Origin of the sequence: Castellaniella sp. FW104-7C03, assembly GCF_040276085.1 — a bacterium.
In the GTDB taxonomy this organism is placed as follows: domain Bacteria; phylum Pseudomonadota; class Gammaproteobacteria; order Burkholderiales; family Burkholderiaceae_B; genus Castellaniella.
Genome location: NZ_JBELOK010000005.1, coordinates 217,205 through 239,541, shown reverse-complemented (window position 1 = coordinate 239,541; position 22,337 = coordinate 217,205). Strand labels below are relative to the sequence as shown.

At 58.7% G+C, this 22,337-nt stretch carries 18 protein-coding genes and 1 tRNA gene; 6 read left to right on the top strand and 13 right to left on the bottom strand.

Annotation, left to right across the window (positions count from 1 at the left end; all coding sequences use genetic code 11):
- Positions 1–53: 53 nt before the first annotated feature.
- Both ABS758_RS08255 and ABS758_RS08250 read left to right on the top strand, forming a co-directional pair.
- Positions 54–800, top strand: coding sequence for a GntR family transcriptional regulator (locus tag ABS758_RS08255; RefSeq protein ID WP_350381401.1), 747 nt, complete (start codon positions 54–56; stop codon positions 798–800).
- A 62-nt stretch (positions 801–862) separates the two neighbouring features.
- Positions 863–2,008, top strand: coding sequence for a mandelate racemase/muconate lactonizing enzyme family protein (locus ABS758_RS08250; RefSeq protein ID WP_350381403.1), 1,146 nt, complete (start codon positions 863–865; stop codon positions 2,006–2,008).
- 118 nt (positions 2,009–2,126) lie between these two features.
- Here the strand turns inward: ABS758_RS08250 and fhuB are convergent, their stop codons facing one another.
- The 6 genes from fhuB to ABS758_RS08220 form a co-directional block, all read right to left on the bottom strand.
- Positions 2,127–4,103 carry a Fe(3+)-hydroxamate ABC transporter permease FhuB gene (gene fhuB, locus ABS758_RS08245; protein ID WP_350381405.1) on the bottom strand — a complete coding sequence of 659 codons (1,977 nt, stop codon included), beginning with the start codon at positions 4,101–4,103 and terminating at the stop codon, positions 2,127–2,129.
- Entirely contained in the window at positions 4,100–4,960 is an 861-nt protein-coding gene (locus ABS758_RS08240) for an ABC transporter substrate-binding protein (protein WP_350381407.1), read from the bottom strand. Before ABS758_RS08240 ends, fhuB begins: the two co-directional genes overlap by 4 nt.
- A gap of 3 nt (positions 4,961–4,963) precedes the next feature.
- Positions 4,964–5,731 carry an ABC transporter ATP-binding protein gene (locus ABS758_RS08235; protein WP_350381409.1) on the bottom strand — a complete coding sequence of 256 codons (768 nt, stop codon included), beginning with the start codon at positions 5,729–5,731 and terminating at the stop codon, positions 4,964–4,966.
- Complete coding sequence (gene fhuF, locus ABS758_RS08230) at positions 5,724–6,464, bottom strand: siderophore-iron reductase FhuF (RefSeq protein ID WP_350381411.1); 741 nt, start codon at positions 6,462–6,464, stop codon at positions 5,724–5,726. Before fhuF ends, ABS758_RS08235 begins: the two co-directional genes overlap by 8 nt.
- Positions 6,464–8,605 (bottom strand): TonB-dependent siderophore receptor, encoded by a 2,142-nt coding sequence (locus tag ABS758_RS08225; RefSeq protein WP_350381413.1) that lies wholly within the window; start codon positions 8,603–8,605, stop codon positions 6,464–6,466. The genes fhuF and ABS758_RS08225 overlap by 1 nt, the downstream gene beginning before the upstream one ends.
- Positions 8,606–8,717: 112 nt before the next feature.
- Positions 8,718–9,671 (bottom strand): helix-turn-helix transcriptional regulator, encoded by a 954-nt coding sequence (locus ABS758_RS08220; RefSeq protein ID WP_350381415.1) that lies wholly within the window; start codon positions 9,669–9,671, stop codon positions 8,718–8,720.
- A 149-nt stretch (positions 9,672–9,820) separates the two neighbouring features.
- On the opposite strand from ABS758_RS08220, the gene ABS758_RS08215 reads away from it, so the two are divergent.
- Positions 9,821–10,873, top strand: a complete 1,053-nt coding sequence (locus ABS758_RS08215) for an NAD(P)-dependent alcohol dehydrogenase (protein WP_350381417.1) — start codon at positions 9,821–9,823, stop codon at positions 10,871–10,873.
- A gap of 53 nt (positions 10,874–10,926) precedes the next feature.
- Here ABS758_RS08215 and ABS758_RS08210 read toward each other — a convergent pair whose 3' ends face one another.
- The 4 genes from ABS758_RS08210 to ABS758_RS08195 form a co-directional block, all read right to left on the bottom strand.
- On the bottom strand, positions 10,927–12,606 hold the full coding sequence (locus tag ABS758_RS08210; protein WP_350381419.1) for a phospholipase D family protein: 1,680 nt from the start codon (positions 12,604–12,606) through the stop codon (positions 10,927–10,929).
- 27 nt (positions 12,607–12,633) lie between these two features.
- Positions 12,634–14,220, bottom strand: coding sequence for a methyl-accepting chemotaxis protein (locus tag ABS758_RS08205; protein ID WP_350381421.1), 1,587 nt, complete (start codon positions 14,218–14,220; stop codon positions 12,634–12,636).
- A 174-nt stretch (positions 14,221–14,394) separates the two neighbouring features.
- Positions 14,395–16,035, bottom strand: coding sequence for an FMN-binding glutamate synthase family protein (locus ABS758_RS08200; protein ID WP_350381423.1), 1,641 nt, complete (start codon positions 16,033–16,035; stop codon positions 14,395–14,397).
- Between the two features lie 106 nt (positions 16,036–16,141).
- Positions 16,142–16,393, bottom strand: coding sequence for a hypothetical protein (locus ABS758_RS08195; RefSeq protein WP_350381425.1), 252 nt, complete (start codon positions 16,391–16,393; stop codon positions 16,142–16,144).
- Between the two features lie 228 nt (positions 16,394–16,621).
- Here ABS758_RS08195 and ABS758_RS08190 point away from each other — a divergent pair, with 228 nt between their 5' ends.
- Positions 16,622–17,539: a M14 family metallopeptidase gene (locus ABS758_RS08190; RefSeq protein ID WP_350381427.1), complete on the top strand. Its 918-nt coding sequence runs from the start codon at positions 16,622–16,624 to the stop codon at positions 17,537–17,539.
- 194 nt (positions 17,540–17,733) lie between these two features.
- Here ABS758_RS08190 and ABS758_RS08185 read toward each other — a convergent pair whose 3' ends face one another.
- Entirely contained in the window at positions 17,734–19,305 is a 1,572-nt protein-coding gene (locus ABS758_RS08185) for a sensor domain-containing diguanylate cyclase (protein ID WP_350381428.1), read from the bottom strand.
- A 182-nt stretch (positions 19,306–19,487) separates the two neighbouring features.
- On the opposite strand from ABS758_RS08185, the gene msrP reads away from it, so the two are divergent.
- Both msrP and msrQ read left to right on the top strand, forming a co-directional pair.
- Complete coding sequence (msrP, locus tag ABS758_RS08180) at positions 19,488–20,453, top strand: protein-methionine-sulfoxide reductase catalytic subunit MsrP (protein WP_350381430.1); 966 nt, start codon at positions 19,488–19,490, stop codon at positions 20,451–20,453.
- Between the two features lie 25 nt (positions 20,454–20,478).
- The gene (msrQ, locus tag ABS758_RS08175; protein ID WP_350381431.1) at positions 20,479–21,117 is read left to right on the top strand and encodes a protein-methionine-sulfoxide reductase heme-binding subunit MsrQ; all 639 of its coding nucleotides are present in this window, start codon (positions 20,479–20,481) and stop codon (positions 21,115–21,117) included.
- Between the two features lie 46 nt (positions 21,118–21,163).
- Here the strand turns inward: msrQ and ABS758_RS08170 are convergent.
- Together ABS758_RS08170 and ABS758_RS08165 are read right to left on the bottom strand one after the other, a co-directional pair.
- Positions 21,164–21,237: transfer RNA gene (locus ABS758_RS08170), tRNA-Met, on the bottom strand.
- 61 nt (positions 21,238–21,298) lie between these two features.
- Positions 21,299–22,327, bottom strand: a complete 1,029-nt coding sequence (locus ABS758_RS08165; protein ID WP_350381433.1) for a virulence RhuM family protein/type II toxin-antitoxin system death-on-curing family toxin — start codon at positions 22,325–22,327, stop codon at positions 21,299–21,301.
- Positions 22,328–22,337 lie beyond the last annotated feature (10 nt).

Sequence of the window (22,337 nt, the reverse complement as noted above, 5' to 3'; positions counted from 1 at the left end):
AACTATAAGATCTAGAAAACCAACAACTTGATTTTGGCTGATGCACTGTGAAGATGAAGCTCTCTGATACCCGAAACCGAAGCCGCATGCCGCTGTATTTGCAGCTGGCCAAGTTGATGCGTCAAAGGATCGAACGTCAGGAGTGGGCCTTTGGAGAACAAATCCCAACACTTGATGAGCTTGAAAAAGAATACGAGGTCTCGCGTATCACTCTACGGGGCGCGCTGAACTACCTAGAGGAAATGGGCATTGTCCGGCGTACGCGTGGCCAGGGCACGTTTGTCACTAAAGATCTATCCGAAGAACGCTGGTACAAGCTCGCCAATACCTTCGAAGAGCTTGCCAATAAAGTATCCAGCCTGAATGTCCGGCTTTTGCAGATTGAACAATCAGAGCGCCCCCCCAAGCCCGCTTTCCCTTTTGGTGTGGTGGGCAAAGCGTATCGCTCATTTAAGCGTGTTCACTACCACGAGGGTGAGCCCTATTGCGTGATTGATATCTATCTGGATAAGGCCTTGTTCGATTCTGATCCGCAGGGCTTCGCGGGGGCGCCTGTGATCAAGCTCTTGGCTGCACGTGAAGATATTCATATTACTGGCGCTAAACAAATCATGCGAGTAGTCGTGGCAGATGAAGATACAGCCTCTCATCTGCATATTGGGGTAGGAGACCCTATTGCAGATGTCTGCCGCACGCTTGTCGACCCCGATGGCAAGATTATTTATTACGCCCATATCCGATATCCAAGCCAGATGATTCAGATCGAGATGGATCTCCTGCGGGCTGCGCCACCACAATGAACAGTGCGCATGGTGCGCATCTGGTTCAACTGCCTTCTTTCCATTGATACCAGGGTTGCCTCATGCAATTTCCAGAAACGCCAACCATCCGGTTGGCCACGGCCAGTGTGTTTGTCTATCGTGCGCCCGTGGACGAGCCCGTACAGACGTCTTTTGGCATCATGCATGACCGGCCCTCTGTTGTGGTGCGGCTGGAAGATCAGACGGGGGCTGTCGGGTGGGGCGAGATTTGGTGCAATTTCCCTGGTGTCGGGGCTGAGCATCGGGCGCGCATGTTTCAATCCTGTGTAGCTCCGCTTCTATTGCAGCAGGCCTGGGAAAGCCCTGTAGATGCCTTTCGCGCGATTAGCGAGCGGCTCGAGGTATTGGCCATCCAGGCGGGCGAGCCAGGCACTGTGGCGCAGATTATCGCGGGCACTGATATGGCGTTGTGGGATTTGGCCGCACGTCGGCTGGGGCAGCCCCTCTGGCAATTGTTTGGCGGGCAACCGAGGGTGCAGGTGTATGCGTCGGGGCTAAGCCCGGCAGATCCTTGCCGTTTGGCTGCCTTGAAGCATCAGGAGGGCTATCGTGCTTTTAAGCTGAAGGTAGGTTTTGAGCCTGAGCGTGATGTGCAGAATCTTAGTAGCCTGCGCCAACAGTTTGGCGATCAAGTGCCTCTGATGATTGATGCCAATCAGGCCTGGGATCTCGCAACTGCCACCCGCATGTGCCAGCGTTTGTCAGAATTCAATCCGGTGTGGGCAGAAGAACCCATGCGTGCTGATACGCCCTTGCAGGCGTGGCAGAACCTTGCAAAAGAAAGCCATATTCCGCTGGCAGCGGGAGAGAACATGCGTGGCCGCCGGCAGTTTTCCGAGGCCATCGCCTCGGGAGCCTTTTCTGTCATGCAACCAGACCCAGGAAAATGGGGCGGGTTGAGCGGCTGCATTCCTGTGGGACGGCAGGTTGTGCAGCAGAAGCGGCTGTTTTGCCCGCACTGGTTGGGCGGCGGCATTGGCTTGGCTGCAGCCATGCAATTAAAGGCCATCGTTGGGCACGACGGCTATGTCGAAGTCGACTCCAATCCAAATCCCTTGCGTGAATTATTTGCGGCACCGCTACTCCGGCCAGAGGAGGGCTGGGTTAGCTTCCCGCAGGTTCCAGGGCTGGGGATCGAACCCGATCTCAGCCTTGCCCGCGATTTTCTTGTTCCTCATGACTATTGATCATCTGATTCAGCAACAGCCGGAAGGCTGTGGTTGTCAGTCTCTGCATGACACCAGGGTGAGTAGCGCCAGAACGATAGCCAACATACGCTTTCTGCGGGGGTGGGGGTAATCCCCCTTATCGCCCGCGCCGTATCTGCCACAAGAAATAGCTGCCGCCCAGCAGTGACGCCATCAAGCCTGCGGGGATCTCCTGGGGAAACAGCACTTGCCTGCCCGCCCAGTCTGCCAGCACCATGATCAGGGTGCCGATCAGTGCGGCGGCAAGCAACTGGCTGGAGGCGCGGCGAAACCTCAGTAGGTAGGCCAAATGAGGGGCAATCAGGCCTACAAAGGCCAGGGGGCCCACCACCAGTGTGGCCAGTGCACTCAGCAGGGCGGTCAGCAGCAAAAGCAGCAGCCGCGCCTGCTTTAGCGGTACCCCCAGCGCCTGGGCGGCGGCTGCGCCCAGGGGCAAGATATCCAGCCAGCGGCTAAAAATAAATACCAGCGGCAGCAACAGCAATGACAGAGCCATCAAAAAGGTGCTGCCGGATGGTGTAGCGTAATAGGTAGAGCCCGACAGCCAGGCGGTTACCTGTTGGCCACGCGGGTCGCCATCGGCCAACAGCAGGTTTCTAAGTGCTTCATACAGCGCGCCCAGGGCAACACCCGTCAGCAGTACGCCCTGGGCCGAAAAATGGCTGCGCCGGTTTAGCAGCACAATCAGCAGCAATGCAACACTGGCGCCCAGCAGCGCCATGCCGGCAAGCGTCAGGTAGCTGGGCTGATCCAGCAGAAACATGCCCAGTACCAGCACGATGGCGCTGCTGCTACTGACGCCCAGCAGCTCCGGGCTGGCCATGGGGTTGCCGGTAAGGCGCTGAAGAATGGTGCCCGCCAGTGCCAACAGCAGGCCGCCGCAACTGGCGGCAACCACACGCGGCAGCCGCCATGTCAGGCTCTCAGGGCTGAATGGAGATTGCCAGGTCCAGCCGTCAAGCGCCTGCCCAAACGCCAGGGCAAGCAGTGTGGCCAACATCAGGGCAAGGGCAGGCCAGGCCAGGCTGAAAGCAGGTTTGCCTTGGGACGCGTTGCCACCCAGGGCCGGCATGTCCCAGCTGCCAAGGTGCAGGCGGCTCAGCAGCCACAATAAAAGGGGTACGCCCAGGACGGCGGTGATGGCACCTGTGGGTACAAAAGTGGTTTGCCAGGCGCTGCTTGCCTGCACCAGTTGATCGGCGGCGGCAAGCAGCAAGGCGCCAAACAACATGGAGAGCGGTAGCCTTGCCTCCAGGCGGATGGCGCCTGCGAGCCGCATGATGTTGGGTGCCACAAGCCCCACAAAGCCGATAATGCCTACGCAGCTGACCAGGCTGCCTGTGAGAAAAACGGCAACGCCCAAGCCGTATAGCCGCACTGCGCGCACCGAGATGCCCAGACTGCGCAAGGTGGCATCGTTCAGCGCCATCAGCCGCAGGTGACGCAGCAAAAGCAGTACACACAGCATCGCCACCAGCAGCCGTGGCAGAAAAAACTGCACGCCATCCCATCCCTGCTGTGCCAAAGAACCCGCTCCCCAGATCAGCAGCCCGGAAAGGGCTTCCTGGTTGAACAACAGGCACACCATGGATAGCCCGCCCAGCAGCAGGTTCAGTGTCATGCCGATCACGATCAGCACCACGGGATTGAGGCCGGAGCGCCAACCGAGCCCAAAGACCAGTGCCAGTGACAGGCCCGCCCCCAGCATGGCAACCCATTCCTGGCCCAGCGCCAGCAGCCCGGGTGCCAACAGCGTGGTCAGCATCAGCATCAGGCTGGCGCCGCTGGAGATGCCCAACGTGGTGGCCGAGGCCAGCGGGTTGCGCAACAGCAGTTGCAGCAACTCGCCGGCCAATGCCAGGCCGCCGCCTGCCAGCAGGGCCAGTGTCAGGCGGGGCCACCAGCTTTGTGAAAGCAGCAGCTCCGTTATTGATGCGTTGGAGAGATCCACATGCAAGGCGTGCACCGCTGCCTGGATACCGCCTTGCGACTGCAGATTCATCCCCGCCAGCGTAACCAGCAGCACCATGGATAACAGGCAGATCAGCAGTGCAGCGCGCGCAGAAACCTTCATGGTTTGCACACTGTTTGCTCAAGCAACTGCGCAAAACGTTGGGCGGATGGTAGCCCCCCAACGCTCCAGACGGGCGGCAATACACGGAGCGGCTGCTGCTTGACGACAGGCAAGCCTCGCCACAGTGCATTGTTTTGCAGGCGCGCCAGCGTGCCCAGTGGCACGGGTTCTATGATGACGACACGCCCGTCCAGCTTGGCCAGCTCGTGCAGCGCAAGCAGGCGGTATCCCCATCTGTTTACGGCGCCAGTCCAGGCATTGCGGATGCCCAGCCGATCCAGTACATGCTGGTACAGGCTGTTGCCACCATAGACGCGCAGGTGGCGGTCGTCCGCAAACTGAATCACCAGCAAGGGGCCGCATCCCCGCAGCCGGGCCCGCCCGGCATCCAGCATCGTGGTCGTGTCACGGATCAGGGCCTGCGCGGCGGCCTCACGATGCGTCATGTGACCGAGCGTCCGGGTCATGTCCACCAGGGTTTGCCAGGTGTCGGCCTGCGGATCATACAGTGGTACGGTCACCACGGGGGCGATGGCTTTCAGCTGATTTGCCATATTGGCAAACATCGGCGTGATCAGCAGCAGATCAGGATTCATCGCGGCCATAAGCTCCATCGACGGCTGGCTGCGCAAGCCCAGGTCTATGGTTTCGGCGGGCAATATGGGTTTGCCGACCCAGCTGTGGTAATCGGCGATCTGGGCCACCCCGGCAGGTGGGTGCCCGATTGCCGTCAAGGTTTCGGCCAGTGTCCAGTCCAGCGTGATGATTGCGGGCGTGTCCGGCGACGTCTGCTGTGTGGCGGCAAGAGCAGGCAGCAGGCCCAGGCATAGCACCAGCAGGGAGATCCACATGCGCATGGCTTAGTTCACCAAAGCCACCGGCGTGCCCAACACCGGATGGGCCACCATACTCACGTCTACCCCATAGATGCCGTGCAGGCACGTCGGGGTCATGATGTCCCGCGGGGTGCCGGAGGCAATCACCTGGCCGCCGCGTAGGGCAATCAGATGGTCGCAATAGCGTGCTGCCAGGTTGATGTCATGCAATACCAGCATGATGCCCAGGCCTAGTTCCCGGCTTAGCGTGCGGATCAGTTCCAGTACTTCGATCTGGTGAGCAATATCCAGTGCCGCCAGGGGTTCATCCAGCAGCAAAAAGCGGCTGTTCTGGGCCAGCAGCATGGCCAGCCACACGCGCTGCCGCTCGCCCCCGGACAAGGTGTCAACCCGCTGATGCCGGTAAGCCGAGGTCTGTGTCAGTGCCATGGCGCGCTCAACTTCGGCCTTGTCCTGCGCACCCGCACGCCCTAAGAAACCCAGCCAGGGGTAGCGCCCAAAGCGGATCAGATCCTGTGCCGTCAGGTGCTCTGAGGGTGGCAGTTGCTGCGGCAGGTAAGCCACCTGGCGGGCAAACAGCCGCTTGTTCCATTGCCGGATGGGCCGGCCATCAAAGCATGCGCTGCCGGTTGTCGGCGTCAATTGTCCCGCCAGCAGTTTGATCAGTGTCGATTTGCCCGAGCCATTGTGTCCGATCAGGCCATGGATACCGGCAGAATCAAATCGCAGGCTGGTGGCGTGCAGCAGTGTTTTTTCCGGCAGACGAAAGCCGGCGTGTTGAAGTTCAAACATGTTGGTGTGCGGGGGCTGGACGAGGGCAGTTTTCACACAGGCTGGTGCCCGGCAGCAGGTAGTAAAGGCAGCAAATTTTGCGCACACGGCACGTGCAGCCCGTGTCGGCCGCAGGTGCAGGCACGTCACGTACGGGCTGTTGCAGCGGGTTTGGCTTGCCATCGCTCAGTGAGGGCGACGTTAAAAGGTTCTCAAATGCCTGCAGCACTTTTGGGCTGGCCCCTGGGTGCTCACGCAGTTGCTGCACCAGGTATTCAAGCAGGTTGCCCAGATTGCTCCAGAATACCCTGGGAGATGTCCGGGAAACTTTGTGCAGCGATTCAATCAGCGGCTGCATCTGTTGCACGATCTGTTCGCACGCTGTTTGTGCAGAGGCGGGCTCAAGTGCCGGGACAACCGGCTCCCAGGCCACGCCGCAGGTTTTGTGCTGGGGCGAAAGCTGAATCGCCTGCAATACAGGGGTGTGCCGATGCAGCAGCAAGGCGGCCACCCATGGCGACAGCACGGCAGCGAAATGCCACCGCGACCACAACGATGCGATGGCGCGGCCGTCTCCGCCAGGCCAGCCTTCTTCCGTAGAAAAATCCTTTAGCAGGGGCGCCAGCGTTTCGGGGTGCTGGAGTTCGCGCGCTGTCAACCAGAGCCCGTCCTGTTGGCCGCTCACCAGCAGCGGCAATAGGGGGGCAAGCGCTGCATCTTCCTGCAGCTTCTGGATCAACAGCGTTGCCTGCATCAGAACTGATAGTTCATATTAAGTGTCACGCTACGGCCTGCACCAAAGTAGCAAAACTCAAGCGAGTTGCAGCTTGCCACGTATTTCTTGTCCAGCACGTTCAGCACATTAAGCCTTGCACTCAAGCCGTCGGCCCCCAGGGTTTTAAAATCGTAGCCCAGGGCCAGATCAAGCAGTGTGTAAGCGGGCAGGGTATGTGTGTTGGCACGATCAGACTGAACCCCCGCCACATGGCGCACCCCGGCAGCGGTGCTGAGGCCGCGCAAGCTGCCGCTATGCTCGTACGTGGCCCACAGGCTTGCCATGTGCCTGGGCGCGTAGATGGCACGGTTGCCCTCGTGGCCATCGTCGCTCTTGGCGTAGCGGATATCGTTGTAGCTGTAGCTGGCCTGCAGGCGCAACTGCTGGCTGAGCCAGGTGTTGGCCTCCAGTTCTATCCCGCGAGAATGGATCTCGCCCACTGCACGGTAGGGATCCGTGGGTTGCTCTTTGGTGGCCACGTTTTTCTGCCGGATGTCATATAGCGCGATGGTGTAGAGGTCGCGGCTACCCACGGGTTGGTACTTGAGGCCTGTTTCCCATTGCGTGCCTTCCATGGGTTTAAGCAAATTGCCCTGCACATCCGTAAAGCTTGTGGGCGTAAAAGCGGTGGAGTAGCTGACATACGGTGCAAAGCCGTTATCAAACGAGTACATCAAGGCGGCACGGCCACTGAACTGGCCGTCCTCCAGGGTGCTTTGGGCCTGGCTGTCCAGATTGGTACTGCGGATATCCACCCGGTCGTAACGGCCGCCCAGCGTCAGGTGCCATTGTTTCCGGCTCATCAGGTCCTGTGCATAAAAACCGGTCTGCTTAAGTACATGCCGCTCTTGCAATGGGTCGTACATGGCGGTGGGTGATGCACCGTACACGGGATTGAACGCATCGATGTTGGGAAACGCACCAGAGGGCCAGCTGACATCGTTCTCTCGCCATTGATAATCCATCCCCGTCAGTACGCGGTGTCCCACGGTGCCCGTATCAAAGCGAAACTCCAGCTGATTGTCGATGGCAAAGGCGCTGAGGTCTTCATTACTGCCTGAGTAGTAGCGGTACAGCTCGGTGGGGGAGGCCCAGCCAAAGGCGTACACCTGCTCAAGCGTCACTTTCGATTTCAGGTATTGCGCGTTCTGGCGAAACGTGACGGCGTCGTTGAAATGATGCGTCAGGCCGTAGGCCAGCAGTGTCTGGTTGCGTTCGTATTTCTCGTGCCCCGGCTCGCCTTCGTAGAAAGACCGTGACACCATGTTGCCATCATGCGGCACTACCGTGCCTTCGTACGGCAGGCCCGAGTGGTAGCCGCCTTCAGGTTCACGCTGGATATACGCCATCAAGTCCAGGGTAGTGTCCGGGGTGATTTTCCAGGTAAGAGAAGGCATCAGTGCATAGCGCTCTTCCTTCACCTTATCCACCTGTGCATCGGCACGGCGTACCTTGCCGTCCAGCCGCCAGGCGATTTTGCCGTCGGCAAGTGTGTCGTTAAGGTCAAAGGCGCCATATGCCTGGTGGTCGGTGCCGATACCCAGTTCGATTTCGCCAAAAGACGCAAATTCGGGCCGGCGCGTCTGCAAGGCCACGATTCCGCCAGGCGAAGATTGCCCGTACAGCACGGATGCCGGGCCACGCACCACTTCAATCGTGTCTAGAAACCAGGGGTCAATCACCAATGAACTGTGCGAATTGGTGTCCCCCAGGATCTTCAGGCCGTTCAAATAGGTATTGCCCAGGCTGCCGTCAGAAAACCCGCGCATCACCAGGTAATCGAAGCGGTTGGATGCGCCGACCTGGTTGCTGAACACCCCGGCGGTATAGGCTGTGGCGCGTTGTACGCTGGTGGCGCCTTGTTCCCGTACCTGCTCTTGTGTGATCACGGAAACCGACTGCGGCGTTTCAACAATCGGCGTCAATAGTTTGGTTGCGCCCTGTTGGGCATTCACGGTAATGGCGCCCATCTCTTGCGCGGGCAGGGCATCGCTATCGGATGGTGTGGCGGTTGCCTGCACGGATTCGCCAACCGCTTGCTGAGCCTGCGACACGTTGCCCAGGCCGGTTGCCAAAAGTGCGACGACCAGCGAGAGCTGGGTTCTGCGAGGCATAGTCATAACACGGACTTCCAGAAATATATATTGATTAAGAACTATTATTATTATCATTTATCAATTCTGGGAGATATGCAGGATGTTGAGTGTCGTATGCGCGACAACAAAATGGGTTTTAGCTGAGGCGGTTAGGTGACACGCCGTAGTGTTTGCGAAACGCTGTGGCGAAATTGGTGGTGTAGCGGTAGCCGCTGAGGTGCGCAGCCTGCTGTACCGAATGGCCTTGCAATAAGTATTGGCGGGCCAGTTCCAGGCGCTGGTTGCGTAAATAGCTGAGTACCGGTACGCCAAACATCAGGCGAAACTTGCTGCGAAAGCTGCTGGTGCTCATCGCGGCTTGTGCGGCGAGCTGATCTACCGAGTAATCCAGATCGGGAGCAAGATCCAGGCGCTGGCGCACGGCTTCAAGGCGCTTGCGTTCTCCTGGAGAAATCGCGGGTGGCCGGGGCGCCGGTTTGCTATCCAGGCCGTAGGCAAGCAGTTGCAGGGCCAGCCCCTCAAGCAGCAGCCGCTGCTGTAAAGCCCCAGCCGGTTGCAAAGCTTGCCAGTGCTGCAAGGATTGATGCAGATGGCCTGGGACATGCCACAGTTTGGTGGCTGGCTTGGTTGATGCGAGAAAATCCTCTGGCAACCAGGCTGGCTTGGTCTGGGTCGCCGGGCTGATGTCCAGTGCAACCGTGAGTGTTCCCAGGTGCTGTTTGGGCGCGTGGGTGGCCTGCAAGGTGCTTTGTTTGTCGAGGTGAGTGGTGATTGCCATACCCGCCTCGGCCACGTACTGCTGCCCGGACAACGTCAGTCGTACACAACCTTCCAGAACGATCAAAAGAAAAATCGCCGTGCCTCGTGTGGACTGGGTTTCGTAGGGTTGCAACACATCCAGGGAAGAGTGGATGAGATGCAGGCCGGAAGACAGTGGTAATTCTTCGACCTTGCCGCGCAAAACCGGGAGGTCAGTGTGCGCTGCCGAGGGGAGGGGAAAATGATAGTCGATGCCAAAGCGCTCGCCGAAACTGCGTAGATCGGCGACAGACAGCTGCTGGGGAGAGAGGTGGGGGGCGTGGGTATCCATCAGGCCAGTAGGGTTGGATCGTATCTATCATAACCGGTAATGAGTCTCTTTCCTATTATTGAATCCATGCTGGCTATACTGGTTATCCTGGCCGCATCGGCTGCATCTACGCAGATCTTTACCTCCCGCGGCCTCGAAGGAACCCAATTATGACGATTCATGCATATGGCGCTCGCGCCAAGAACCTTTCCCTGGAGCCCCTGGTCATCACCCGCCGCGCACCGGGTGAGCACGATGTACAAATTGAGATTGCTTATTGTGGTGTCTGCCATTCCGACTTGCATCAGGTGCGCTCGGAGTGGGCCGGTACGCGTTACCCCTGTGTCCCCGGCCACGAGATCGTGGGCCGGGTATCGGCGGTGGGCGCCCATGTCACCAGCCACAAGCCGGGCGACCTTGTCGGCGTAGGCTGTATTGTCGATAGTTGCCAGCATTGCGCCGAGTGCGATGACGGCCTGGAAAACTACTGTGATCACATGGTGGGCACCTATAACGGCCCCACCGCGGATGCTCCCGGCCATACGCTGGGCGGCTACTCGCAGCAGATTGTGGTGCACCAGCGCTATGTGCTTAAAGTGCATCACCCCGAGGATCAGCTGGCAGCGGTCGCCCCGCTGCTGTGCGCCGGTATCACCACGTATTCACCGCTGCGGCACTGGAAAGTCGGGCTGGGCCAAAAAGTGGGCGTGGTCGGGATCGGTGGCCTGGGTCATATGGGCATCAAGCTGGCCAATGCCATGGGTGCTCATGTGGTGGCCTTCACCACCTCGGAATCCAAGCGTGAGGCGGCTAAAAAACTGGGTGCCCACGAAGTCGTGGTCTCTCGCAATCCGGACGAAATGGCGGCCCACGCGGCGAGTCTGGATTTCATCCTCAATACGGTGGCGGCGCCGCACTCGCTGGATCCGTTTTTTGCGCTGCTCAAGCGTGATGGCACGATGACGCTGGTGGGGGCGCCAGCCTCGCCGCATCCCTCGCCGGCGGTGTTCAGCCTGATTGCCCGGCGCCGTAGCTTGGCGGGCTCGCTGATTGGCGGCATCCCGGAAACCCAGGAGATGCTGGACTTCTGTGCCAACCATCACATCGTCGCCGACATCGAAATGATTCGTGCGGATCAAATTGACGGGGCCTACGAACGCATGTTGCACGGTGATGTGAAATACCGCTTTGTGATCGACTGCGCATCGTTGGCAGAAAGCTGAAGCCGTATCACCCCGGCTGCCTGGGGCTTGCCCCAAGGTTGTGCCGGGGCTGACTACAGCATCTCGTCGGGTGTCAGCGGGCTTAGCAGCTTGGCCAGAAAGCGTAGCCAGGCACTGGTGTCGGGGTCATGATCAAGCACCGGCTGCTGGTCTTGGGGTAGTGCGTGCCATTGCACGCGGCCATCGGGTGTCAGCGACAGCTTCCATGCGCCGGCATGGATGACGTCGTGGACCTGTTTGGCCGCTTGCCGCGCCAAAGCGGGACTGCGGATCACCAGGGCAATCTCGGTGTTTTGCAGCTTGGATCGCAGATCCAGGTTCATGGATCCGATGCCGATTACCCGGTCGTCCACAATCACCAGCTTGGCGTGCAGGGATGCGCGCGAGCCCGAATTCTGTGAACCGAGCATGGTGTCGCGTACCTGGGCGCGTTCATGGGCTTTCACTTCGTAAAGCTCAAGCCCGCTCTTGAGCAGCGCCTTGCGATGCCGGGCGTAGCCGATCTGCGCCAACAGGGCATCGGTGGAGGCCAGCGAGTTGGTGAGCACCTGGACACGCACGCCCCGCTTTTTGAGGGTTGTAAATACGGCCATCATTTCTTCGCCTGGTACAAAATAGGGTGAAACGATCAGTACGTCATGCTGCGCAGTACTTAATAATGACAGTAAGCCGTCAATGACGGTGTCCTCGGGGGTGTCCTGGGCGTCATCAGGCACCAGTTTTAACGGGCTGTCTACCAACAGGCCGGCCGCGGCCCATGTCAGGGGCAGTTTTTTCAGATCCAGTGCAGCAGGCAAGGGTGGGGGCTGTTTGGCGTCCGCCTCTACAAGCAGGGCATCCCCGGTGGCAGAGGGTGCTACTGCGGGATTGGCGGGCTGTTTGGTGCTGCCATCCAGAGGCTGTTTTTGCGTGGTGTCGTTTGGTGCCGGTGCGGTGGCGTTGTGCAGTTGTTTAAGCGCTTTTGGGGTAATCAGCGATTCAACCGGATAGGCCAGGGGGTTATTCCAGTAGCGGTCGAAGCTGGCTGACAGGCCACGCACCACCGGGCCTGCTGCCAGCACGTCCATATCGATGAAGTCCTCACCCTCGGCTGTCCCAAAGTATCGGTCACCCAGATTGCGGCCGCCGATAATTCCCCAGGCGTTGTCTGCGATATAGGCCTTGTTGTGCATGCGATGCTGAATCCGCTTGAAGTCGTGTAAAGACGTCAATGCCCGTACCAGGCCCGAGCCACGATTACCCGGCAGGGGGTTGAACATGCGCATCTCGATGCCTGGCACGCCGGCCATCTGCATGACTTGGGCGTCGTGACCAACACTGTTGAAATCGTCCAGCAGGATGCGCACGCGGACACCGCGTTGTGCCGCCTGCCGGATGGCTGCCAGCAGGCTGATGACGGTGGGGTCGAGGTGGATGGAGTAGTACTGAATATCCAGTGTTTTGCTGGCGTCTTGTGTCAGTGCCAAACGGCCCGCAAATGCTGCGTTGGGCGAAGCTAGCAATGCAAACCCCGATCGAGCGTCGTTGACCTGGCTTGGCCGCTTCTGGTTGGCCAGTTGGCCCAGTGTTGTGCCGGCGGGGTTTTCGAGTGCGTGTGAAACTGGGCGTTTGACGTGTTCTGGCAGGCTGGCACAGCCTGCCAGCATCAGCACTGCAACCAGCACCCATGTTCTGGTGGAGTAGCGGCCTTTGCCCCGGGTTGTGCAATGGGTAAATACCGAGGGTTGAGCCATAAAACCAGTGAGAACGTTTATAGAGGGTTACGCTGCTGGCCCAGCATAGCCGATCCTGGTCGTGTGGTCTGTCACGGTTTCAGACGGATGCAGTTGGAACACCGACACAATACGCTCAAGCTCGGCAGCCTGCTCTTGCATGGCCATCGAGGCGGCCGCGGCTTCTTCAACCAGGGCCGCATTTTGCTGGGTCACGCTGTCCATTTGGCCGATGGCAAGGTTTACCTGTTCGATGCCGGAAGTTTGCTCGTTGCTGGCCACTGAGATCTCGCCCACGATATCGGCCACCCGCTTCACACTGTCCACGATTTCCCGCATCGTGTTGCCTGCATCGCCCGCCAGGGTGGCACCGGCTTCGGCTTGTTGCACCGATTCACCAATCAGGGCCTTGATTTCTTTGGCTGCAGTGGCGGATCGCTGTGCCAGAGCCCGGACTTCGCTGGCCACCACGGCAAATCCGCGTCCTTGCTCGCCCGCCCTTGCGGCTTCTACTGCAGCATTGAGTGCCAGGATATTGGTTTGAAACGCGATGCTGTCAATCACGCCGATGATTTCACCAATTTTTTTTGCAGAATGATCAATGGCGTTCATCATGTCCAGCACTTCTTGCACGACGGCGCCACCGCGCTTGGCAACGTCGGATGCTGTCACGGCCAGTTGGTTGGCCTGTCGTGCGTTTTCGCTGTTTTGCTTGACAGTGGAGGTCAGCTCTTCCATTGAAGCAGCCGTTTCTTGCAAAGAGCTGGCTTGCTCTTCTGTACGTGCCGACAGATCGCTGTTACCCGCGGCAATCTGGCGGGACGCCGACGCAATCGCCCCTGCCCCCGCGCGCACCCGGCTAACCACGGCCGCCAGGCCTGTTTGCATGGTGCTGATCGCGTGCACGAGGCTGCGGGTGTTTCGCGTATCCTCCTTGATATTGACGGCGAGGTCGCCCTGGGCAATTTTTTGCATCACCCGTGCTGCTTCTGCGGGTTCTGCTCCCAGCTGCTTCATGATGCTGCGGGTGAGGTGTAGCGCTGCCACGATGCTAAGCACGACAGCCAGCACTGCCAGAGCAAGACTCCAGAAAAACATGTCTTCGGTAAAGCTCACCATTTCGTTTTTAGTGGTTTCCACCTGTGCTGATTTTGCCTGAATCAGCTCGCGCAACGGGCCGCGCATCTCGCGCCAGGTGGGCGTGTCGTTTTCTTGCAGATAGGTGGCGGCTGTATCGCGGTTCTCACGCGCCAGCTCCGAGGTTTTTTTCAGGATGGGTTCGCGTTTGGCCTGCACGTTGGCAATCAGTTGCAGGCGTTCGTCCAACCCCGGCACCCGGGTGGCCAGTTCGCGGCTGCTGTCCATCACCTCGTGAAACTTGGCTACGGCCGTATTGAGGTTGGTAACTGCCTTTTCGTCATCCGGATTGAGCACAATATTACGTAAGGCTTGCCCGATTTGCAGGCCTTGCGCATATAGCGTGGTGGTGTTTTGCAGTACCTGCTGATCGGTGTCCACAAACGAAATAAAACGGTTTTTGGCACTTTGCATGCCCGTAAGGGCCAGGCCCAGGGCAAGCACGCAGCAGGCCAGGACAAAGGCCATGCTGGCCAGTGTGCGGGTTTTGAGAGTCATGATGTGGGATTGGGCCGGAGTGCCCAGATGCGCGGAAAACCCGTTTAACGGCGCTGAATCGATAAAGTTTAAAATAAATAGGGCTTGCGGCGCGCTGCCCTGAGCATGTTTGCCGCGTGTTTACAGTCGGCTTGTGGTGGCAGGCAGGGGTTGGCCAACCGTTAAACAGGATGCTTACAGGCTATGCGCTTGCGTCGGTTTGATCCGCACCTCGCGCACTGGCCGAAACGTGCTGGCGCTGGCGGCGTGCCACCAGTCGGCATAAATTGTGTCGTCAGGTGCTTCAAGCAATGCCTTTGGCGGTAGAAACACCTTGATTTCGTCGATTGGCAAAGCCTTGCCGGGGCCCACCCGGTGCATCAGCATATGAGGCCGCAAGTCGCGCGGATGCTGGACGCCAACGGCCGACATGATATGGGCCAGAGATTTCAGTGTTTCGGCATGAAACCGTGCTGCCCGCTTGCCCTGAACCTCGGGGATCAGCCCACGCTGGCGGTGGGGGTCTTGCGTGGTGATGCCGGTGGGGCAGGTGCCCAGATGGCAGCGCTGGGCCTGAATGCAGCCAATCGAAAACATAAAGGCACGCGCTGCGTTGCACCAGTCGGCACCTTGGGCAAGTGTGTTGGCCATGCCCATGCCAGAGTAAATCTTGCCACTGGCCACCAGCCGGATTTTGTCTTTCAGGCCACAGCCCACCAGGGCGTTGCGCATCACCACCAGGCCCTCCATCAAGGGCATGCCTACCCAATCAGAGAGCTCTTGTGGTGCAGCACCGGTGCCGCCTTCGCCGCCGTCCACCACGATAAAATCGGGCAGGATTTCTGTTTCAAGGATGGCCTTCATCAGGGCAAAGGGTTCGTGCATCTGGCCAATGCACAACTTGATGCCCACCGGCTTGCCTCCTGATAGCTCGCGCATCCGGGCGGCAAACTCCATCAGCTCGATGGGTGTTGAAAACGCGGAATGCCCAGCGGGGCTGAGACAATCCTGGTGCGCCGGCACCTGGCGCACGCGGGCAATTTCTTCGCTGACCTTGGCGGCAGGCAACAAGCCGCCGTGGCCGGGCTTGGCTCCCTGGCTCAGTTTGATTTCCGTCATTTTCACGGTGTTGCGGGTGGCGTTGTCGGCAAACGCATCGGGACTGAAATGTCCTGTTTTGTCTCGTGCACCAAAGTAGCCAGAGCCCAGCTCCCATACCAGATCACCCCCGTGCTCAAGGTGATATTGGCTGAGGCCGCCTTCGCCCGTGTCGTGATAGAAGTTGCCTTCTCTGGCACCCAGATTCAGCGCCCGAACCGCATTGGCTGACAGTGCGCCAAAGCTCATGGCAGAGATGTTGAACAAAGAGGCCGAATAGGGTTTGGATGCCTGCTCGGTGCCTACCTGCACCCGGGGAGATTGATCCGGGTTGGGCTCGGGTGCAATCGAGTGCGCAAACCATTCGTATTTGGCCGAATCCGTATCAAGCTCGGTGCCAAACGGCTGGGTGTCCGTACGCCCGCGGGCACGTTCATGCACCAGATTGCGTGCCTTGAAAGAAAACGGTGTGCCGTGGATGTCGTCTTCTACCAGGTAGGCCCGCAGAAATGGCCGCAGCGTGTAAAAAAACCAGCGTATCCGCGCGGCAACCGGGTAATTGCGGGTAATTGTCCAACCCCGCTGGAAATGATCGTAGATGCCCAGGAGCAGCACAGGCACAAAAATGACAAGCGGCCAAAACCAGGCCGCATTGAGGGTAATGCCCAGGACAAAGCAAAGCAGTGTCAGCAGCAGGGCAAGCAGAGGAACAATGTTGCGGATGATTCTGTCTGGCATCTGGCCTCCTTTTTGGCTGGCGGCCCGATCCATTTTTATTGTCTGATAAGCGGGGCGGCCAGTGTCTGTTTAATGATGAGTGTAGGAGGCCGCGCCTGACGAATACCTAAAACCCTTTAAGGCGCGAAAGCTGCGCACGGTTCAGGCGGGCGGCTTCCTGTTCTGCATACACCGCTTCACCGGGCTCGTAGGAGCCTTCGTAGCCGCAACTGCCAAACAGCCATGAGCAGCGTGTGCTGGTATTGGCCTGGCTTGCCTCTTCAGGGGACATCCACTGTGACGAGGAGGTTGACGAGCATGCGGAAAGCAGCAGTACGGTTAAGAGCAGGCCACAGCGGCCAAGGGTTTGGACAGTCATGGTGGGATCCGGCAAACAAGGGCGAGACACCTTGGTTTATAGCAAATTGGCGCGCGCACAAGGTGTCCAGTGGTTACGTTCCTGGGCACGGCTGGCGCGGCTGTACAGCGCTCCACCTGCCGGTGGGTACGGCAACATCGTCTCACATCTTCCGGTGGGGCCAGGCGCATCCGGCGCGCCCGCTGGCGGATTACACTGTTTCTCTTGTTCACACTATAAGTGATGTTGATGTCCTCTTATCCGATAGGTACCCCCGGACAAGCGTGGGGCCAGACAGAACGTGAGGCGTGGCGTGCACGCCAGCATCGCCAGCGCAGCTATGCCAGCCAAGTGCTGGCGGCTGTTGACGCATTACGCCCCGCGTTTGATGTAGAACAGTATGGGCAGCTGGATTACCCGCCCGATCTTTACCCTCTGATGGCCTTGCGCAGCAAGGGCTGGCAGGATACGCGGCCTCTCGCGCTGGTGACAGGTGGCGTGCATGGCTATGAGACCAGTGGCGTCATGGGGGCGTTGCAGTTTGCCGCACAGCGGGCCCAGGCTTATCAGGGGCAAGTGGATCTCCTGATCCTCCCGTGTGTCAGCCCGTGGGGCTTCGAGCGGATTCATCGCTGGAACCCGGATGCGATTGACCCCAACCGCTCGTTCAGGGCAAATAGTCCCTCTGCCGAGGCTGCGGCGGTGATGCGCCTGGTGGCGCCCCTGGCGCATCGGGTATGCATGCACATCGACCTGCACGAAACCACCGATTCTGACGAAACCGAGTTCCGGCCGGCGTTGGCGGCCCGGGACGGGCTTGCCTGGAAACCCGGCAGCATCCCGGACGGCTTTTATCTGGTGGATGACGAAGCGGCCCCGCAGCCTGCGTTCCAGCAGGCCATCATTGATGCGGTCGCACAGATTACCCATATCGCCTCCGCCGATCACCGAGGCGAAATCATCGGCTCTGCCGCTGTGGCGCCCGGCGTAATTCGTTACGCTCTGGGGTCTTTGGGGCTGTGCGCGGGCATCACTGCGGCCTTGTATAAAACCACCACCGAAGTCTATCCGGACAGCCCCCGGGCTACCCCCGAGATCTGCAATGCCGCACAAATGGCGGCAGTGTGTGCGGCGCTTGACTACGTACTGGCGCACCAAGCGCCCTAGGGTAAATACTGATCTTGCCTTCCTGGATTGAGGTGCCTATACTGAAACCGTTACCCCAGTAGGTAGCGATTCTTCGCCTCAAAGCGAAGACAACGCACTGCCCCCGTGCAGTGCAACTGCCCCAGTGGCAGTAGGGCCCCGCCAAAAGGCGGGGCCTTTACGTTTGTGGTCGCTTCATTTGTGGCCAATTTTTTTTACGCTGCTTTTTCTACCCGGTTGCGGCCATGCTGCTTGGCCTGGTACAGGGCCAGATCGGCATCCTTCAGAGTATCTGCCACGTCGCGGGTACCTTCCGGCTTCCAGGCCGCTACGCCAATAGAGATGGTCACGCGTTCCTCAGGCAGCAGGGGAGATGCTTCAACAGCCGCGCGCAAGCGTTCGGCGATGGTCAGTGCACTGTCCACAGGGGTGCCAGGCAGCAAGGTTAAAAATTCTTCTCCGCCCATCCGAAACAAAGAGTCGTCATCGCGGGCCTGCGAGCGCATCAGCTCGCCCGTTTGCCTGATCACCTGGTCACCCACGTCATGCCCGTAGCGGTCGTTGATGCGCTTGAAAAAGTCGATATCCAGGGCTAGCACAGAAAACGCCTGCCCGGTGCTTTCAAGCGCCTGCAAGGCGATGTCCAGTCCTCTTCGGTTGCCCAGGCCGGTGAGTGGATCCTGGTAGGCTTCCTCGCGCAGTTGGCTCAGGCGCGAGACAACGGTGTCTGTGCCTGCCAGCAAAGCCTTTTGCAGGCGCTGTGCCTCGGAGTACCAGCAGCGTACCGACCGAATGCGCTCGGCCGCATTGCCATCGTATCCGGTTTGCACGATATGGGATAGTGCCCGCAAAGGCCGGGAGATCCAAGTAGATAGAAACCAGAGTGCCGCCAGCAGCAAGAGCACTGGCAGCAGGGATAGCCACATGACCCTTTGCATCAGCGTGCTGAGCTTTTCCAGGGTGACCTCTGTAGGGCGCTGCACCACCACGCCCCACTTGGCATCTGGGATGTAGGCATAGCCTGCCAGCATGTCGACCCCCTGGCTGTTGGTGATGCGTTCAGCACCGGTTTGCCCGCTCAGGACCGCGGTGACTACCGGGTTGGTACCCACGATGGTGCCCAGGCGATTGGGATCTGGGTGGTAAAGCAGGCGCCGGGAACTATCCACCAGATACACATAGGTGTCATTATGAAAATAATGCTGTCTGATCAGACGGGACAGGCCCCCGTCAGCCTTCAAATACACCGTACCAGCCAGATAACCCAGGTACTGGTTCTGGGGTGAATACAAGGGGTGTGTCAGCAGGATGGCCAGATTGCCCAGCATCGTCGTAAAGGGTTTGCTGATGGTGGGTGTCTTCTTTCTCAGGGCCGCTGTTTGTGGGTCGACAGCTGGTACCTTGTGGCCGGACACCTTGAGTGTCTCGGGTGAAATGGCCAGAATGATGCCTTGTGCACTGGTGATCAACACGGATTGAAATTTTGCGCCCTGCAGATGCAGATGATCGGCTTCTATCTGCATCACGGTGGGGTTCATTCCGGATTGGGTGATCTGTTTGGCAGAATAGGCCAGATCGCTTTGAGCCTGCGTCAGCAAATCGGAGGCGGAGGCGGCCAGCTTTTGTGCAAACGCCTGATTGGACGCCAGTGTGTCGTCCATCAATTGGGTGCGCTGGATGCTATAGATTCCTGCACCGCCCAAAATCAGCATGACCAGTACGCTGCCCATGGACAGGCTCAGGACCAGCCGCCGAAGCGTGATGCGAGAAATGGCCAGCACAGGCATCTGGTAATTTCCTTGATGAGATAACAAAAGTCCTACGCTAGGCTACACCAAAGTACTTGGGTTGCAGAACCTGTATGGCTAGAATGTAAAGGGTTAAAGCATTTAAGCGCGTAACAGTTGCAGGTTTTTGGTTTGTTGGCTGGTTTATAGGCGCTTGTGCGGTATGCCCCAGGAGGCTCACCATGCACGGTTTCAGGAAAAATTACCCAGTGGCGTCAGAAATCACCCCCGAGTCTGTCTGGCAATCCAGGCGGCAGTGGTTGCGTGCTGCCGTCAGTGCGCCGGCCTTGCTGGCTGCAGGTGCGGTGTCGGCCAAGGCTGCCCCGGACACCGAGCCCTTCGGGCCCAAATTGGCAGCGACGCCATCGCAGCGCTGGTCTACCGACGAAATCGTCAATCGCTGGAGCGACATCACCACCTACAATAATTTTTATGAGTTTGGTACCGGCAAGGGAGACCCCGCCGAGAACGCAGGACGCATGCAGCTGACCCCTTGGGCTGTTCAGGTGGATGGCGCAGTCAGAAAGCCACTGACGCTGGATATTGATGCGCTTCGCCACCTGGCGCCGATGGAAGAGCGTATTTACCGGTTGCGCTGCGTCGAGGCCTGGTCGATGGTGATCCCCTGGATTGGGTATTCGCTGTCGCATCTGTTGAAGAAAGCCGAGCCCACCGAAGAAGCCCGCTATGTGGTGTTTACCACCGTCTTACAGCCTGATGTGATGCCGGGCGTGCGCCAGGGCATCCTTAACTGGCCCTACACCGAGGGCCTGCGCATGGACGAAGCCATGCATCCACTTACCTTGCTGACGTTCGGCGTCTATGGCCGCGAGCTGCCTGCCCAAAACGGTGCACCGCTGCGCGTCATCATCCCCTGGAAATACGGCTTTAAATCGGCCAAGTCACTGGTGCGTATTCATCTGCAATCCACTCCGCCGCTTACGGCATGGATGCAGGCGGCCCCGCAAGAATATGGCTTTTACGCCAACGTAAACCCGGCCGTGCCACACCCGCGATGGAGCCAGGAAACCGAACGCCGGATAGGCAGCGGGTTCTTTGCGTCGCGGATTCCCACCCAGCCGTTTAACGGTTACGCCTCCGAGGTTGCCAGCCTGTACAAAGGCATGGACCTCCGACGTAATTTCTGATGGCCTTGCCGGTTTGCATTCGTCGATGACAGCCTCTTTACCGCAACGCCAGATGCGCTGGTTACTGACGGGCCTGATGCATCTGCTGGGTCTGTTCCCCTTGTTGCGCTGGCTGTGGCTGGGTTGGCAGGGCCAACTGACGGCCAATCCTCCCTTGTTTCTGACGCAGTCCACGGGCGATTGGGCGCTGATCATGCTATTGATTGTGCTGATGGTGACGCCCGTGCGCCGGCTTACCGGCTGGGCCGGCGTGATGGTGCACCGGCGCAAGTTGGGCCTGTATGCGTTTTTTTATACCGTGGTGCACGTGGTGGCGTGGGGGCTTTGGGATCGTGGTGGTGTATGGCTGTCCATGTGGCAGGATATCTGGCAGCGTACGTTTATCGGCATCGGCACGCTGGCTGTGCTGTGCCTGATCCCGCTGGCGCTGACATCCACACGCGGCTGGATGCGGCGCCTGGGGCGCAGATGGTCGCAGCTGCATTGGCTGATCTATCCGTCGGCCATCCTTTCCGTCTGGCACTTTGTGCTGATGCGGGCTGGCAAACATGATTTCTTCGAGCCACGCGTATCAGCCTGGGCCTTGGCGGCGTTGCTGACCATGCGGATTTATTGGTTCTGGCGCAAGCGGCAACACGTGGCGCAACGCCGCCGGCCGACGTAAAAACAAAACGCCAACCCACAAGGGCTGGCGTTTTGTTTGAAGTCTTTGGTGGCGCATCAGGGACTCGAACCCAGGACCTGCGGATTATGATTCCGTATTATAGAGTCGCTTTATATGCGCTTTACCTTAGCAATCAATGGTTTAAGTTGCGATAGGTTCGCTATGAAGGTGCTTTATTTCGCTATGCTGTCGACGATTGGTTGACACTTTTCTTATCTCCAGCGGGCTCTCTCAATAGGATGAAGTGCTCAATCAACCGAATCATCAAAGTCTTTTGGTCAGGCAGGCTTTCGGCCACTAGCAACGCCAATGCGACCAGAGTGTTGTCATTGACTAACTGCTCCACAGGGCGGGCCAATAAATGCTGGTTACGACGCAAGTACCAAAGAAACAAGAAAGAGCCGCAACGCTTGTTACCATCGGCCAGCGCATGGTTCTTAACCAGAAAATACAACAGATGCGCAGCGCGGCTGGCGACGTTTGGGTAAAACAGCTCGTCGCCAAACCCCTGTTCAATCGTTGCCAAAGAGGATGCCAGGCCATTGCCACGCACCAGTCCAAATAGCTCGGTCGCTTCGCCCTTGGAAATCAAGGCCAGCTTTAGTTCTGCAATGGCGGGCAAGGCCTCGCTCAGATTCAGCGAACGCATGTCTGACTGGCTCTGAGCGATTTCCTCAAGCGCTTGCTCATCGTAGCCCTGCAGCAGATTCCAGGAACGAGCATAGTCGCTGATGACTCTGGCCACTGCTTCACCTTCGGCGGACATCAATCCCTGATTGGTGAGCGTACGACTGAGCAAGTTAACCGCCTGCTCAAACTCAACGCCACGCTCAGCCAACCGGCGCTGATTCACGCTATAGCCCTGAATCAGATGGTCCTTGAGCACGCCAGTGGCCCACTGGCGGAACTGCACACCGCGCTGGGACTTCACTCGATAGCCTACAGAGATGATGACATCAAGGTTGAAATAATCGACTTGGTAGGTCTTGCCGTCAGACGCAGTTGTTGCATTTTTTGCAACAACTGAACCCCGCTTCAGTTCTGCCTCTTTGAACACATTACGGATATGGCGTGAGATTACTGATTTATCACGATCAAATAAAGCAGCCATCTGATCAAGACTAAGCCAGGCTGTATCTTGGTCTACAGTCACTTCCAACTGTGCGTTGCCGTCCTGGCTGACAAAAATTTGGATCTGTTGTTCAGTCATTTGTAGTTAC